At 32.4% G+C, this 2,356-nt stretch carries 3 protein-coding genes and 1 pseudogene; all 4 read left to right on the plus strand.

What is annotated here, in order from left to right; all coding sequences use genetic code 11:
- Nucleotides 1-1,057: pseudogene (locus tag Q0Q99_RS07255) on the plus strand (glutamine--tRNA ligase); the annotation flags it as partial.
- A gap of 276 nt (nt 1,058-1,333) precedes the next feature.
- The gene (locus tag Q0Q99_RS07260) at nt 1,334-1,699 is read left to right on the plus strand and encodes a YtxH domain-containing protein (protein ID WP_293893616.1); all 366 of its coding nucleotides are present in this window, start codon (nt 1,334-1,336) and stop codon (nt 1,697-1,699) included.
- Between the two features lie 26 nt (nt 1,700-1,725).
- Nucleotides 1,726-2,076, plus strand: coding sequence for a competence protein (locus tag Q0Q99_RS07265; protein ID WP_293893619.1), 351 nt, complete (start codon nt 1,726-1,728; stop codon nt 2,074-2,076).
- A 5-nt stretch (nt 2,077-2,081) separates the two neighbouring features.
- A complete protein-coding gene (locus Q0Q99_RS07270; RefSeq protein ID WP_293893622.1) occupies nt 2,082-2,336 on the plus strand; it encodes a DUF6327 family protein in 255 nt (84 codons plus the stop codon).
- Nucleotides 2,337-2,356 lie beyond the last annotated feature (20 nt).

Raw genomic sequence — 2,356 nt, forward strand, 5'->3', positions numbered from 1 at the left:
TTTAGACCCGGTGAAACTGGTTATTACTAATTATCCGGAAGGAAAAATTGAATGGCTTGAGGCCGAAAATAACCAGGAAGATGAAAGTGCGGGTTTCAGAGAAGTACCTTTTTCAAGGGAATTGTATATTGAAAGAGAGGACTTTTTGGAAGAAGCGAGCAATAAGTTTTTCCGATTGTCTTTAGGAAAAGAAGTGCGTTTGAAGAATGCATACATTATAAAAGGAGAAAGCGTTGTTAAGGATTCTGAAGGAAATATTGTAGAAATTCATGTTACTTATGATGAAGACAGCCGAAGCGGGAGTGGGAGCGAAGCCAGTCAGCGCAAGGTTGCCGGGACGTTGCACTGGGTATCTATTCCGCAGGCTTTAGAAGTTGAAGTACGTTTGTATGACCGCTTGTTTATTGACGAAGCTCCGGATACGCATAAGGAGAAGAACTTTTTGGACTTTATGAATGCGAATTCTTTGCAGATTGTTAAGGGTTTTGTTGAACCAAGTTTAAAAGATGTAAAACCGGGAGAGAAGTTCCAGTTTCAGCGTTTGGGTTATTTCAATGTTGATAAGGACTCAAACGCCGCGAAATTAGTATTCAATAAGACGGTTGGGTTAAAGGATGCCTGGGAAGAAAAAGGCAAAAAAGAAGAGAATTTATTGATGGCAACTCAAAAGGAAATCAATAAATATGTGAAAGAGAAGGATGAGAATGCTGCAGATTTGATTTTAAAAAGTATCGTTGATAATATAAAAAGCATTGACAATTTTAGTTTGATAAATCAGACAATTGTCAAGAATGTCAAGAATGATAATAACGCTTTATTGTTCGCTAATTTGATTTTGCATTATTCAGATAAAGTGCAGGCAAAAGATATTGAAGTGGAATCTTTAATGAAATTATATGGTATGTCGTTAAAAAGTCAATTGCCTTTGGTTAGATATACGGCCCTTCAAAACTTAAAACAAGATTTGGATAATTTAAAGGATTTTAAAGTGAAGCTTTCAGAATTGAAAAATGTTGAGAAGAATGATAGGGTTTTGGAATTATTGAATAAGATGTAATTTTATAAGGTAATTTGTTTAATTCGACGCTTTTTCTGATTATTAGTATTTCTTATTAAGAATTTAGTTTGCATCAGATTTAACAATAATAAACGGCTTTCACAGGTTAGTTTTAAAACGCTTTTAATTTTTTTAGGAATCCTTTTATGTTTTTAAAAAAGCAGTGCAACATATCGCCGTATATTGACTTTAAACGAAATGATGTTCTTTTATTAACGAACTTTTAGTAAAAGGTGTAACTTTAAAATATTATTAATAATTTAAACTTTAAAAACCATGTCAAACAGCACAGGAAATTCATTTATGGCTTTTTTAACAGGAGCCGCAATCGGAGCAGGAATTGGAATTTTATTTGCGCCGGATAAAGGCTCTGCAACCCGCGAAAAATTAAAAAATAGTTTTGATGACGCAAAAGAGGATTTAATGTATAAATTCGAAAACGTTTCAAAAGAATTGAAAAATAAATTTACTAATACTAAATTCGATTTGGAAGAATCTTACGACGGAATGGTTTCTAATATGAGCCATAAAACGGAAGACATGATTTCCTTTTTAGAAACAAAGCTTGCCGAGTTGAAAGAAAAAACCGCAAAACTTCAAAAAGAAAGTGTGAGGGACGAAAGCACCAGATTCCAAAATTAATTGGTATCCTAAAAAAACGATGACAAATGGCTTTTGAAGAACTAAAAGAAAACGCGAAAAGTATTCAGGATCATACCCAGGATTATATAGAGAGTAATATTGCTTACTACAAACTGAAAGGTTTTAAAGTTGCAATGAAATCGACGAGCACTTTATTAAAGTTTTTTTTAATTGTATTGTGTTTTAGCATGGTTTTATTGTTTTTTTCGATTGCCGGAGCTTTTTTTATTGGTAAATTACTTAACAGTGAAGCTTTGGGATTTCTAATTGTTGGCGGGATCTACTTATTTGTAACATGCTTTTTGTTTGCGATTAAGGACAAATTAATTGAAGGAACAATATTGGAGAAATTTTCAGAAATATTTTTTAATGACTAATAATTATGGAAACCAAAAAATACTCATCCTTCGCAGAAATTGAAAGACACATGGAAATATTAAAACTTGAAAAAGAAATCAATTATCACAAATTGATTTTGAGCATTGAAAAAACCAAAGAATGTCTGGAGCCCCGTCACATCTTATCAGGTTTTCTAGGTTCATACAAATCATTACTTTATAGTTCTTATGGTTCAATACTTAAAGTCGCCATACTTTATCTAACCAAATGGTTTTTAAATAGAAAAAGAGGCAATTAAGCCTCTTTTTTTTTGGAAGA

Origin of the sequence: Flavobacterium sp. (assembly GCF_025352425.1) — a bacterium.
Lineage (GTDB): Bacteria > Bacteroidota > Bacteroidia > Flavobacteriales > Flavobacteriaceae > Flavobacterium.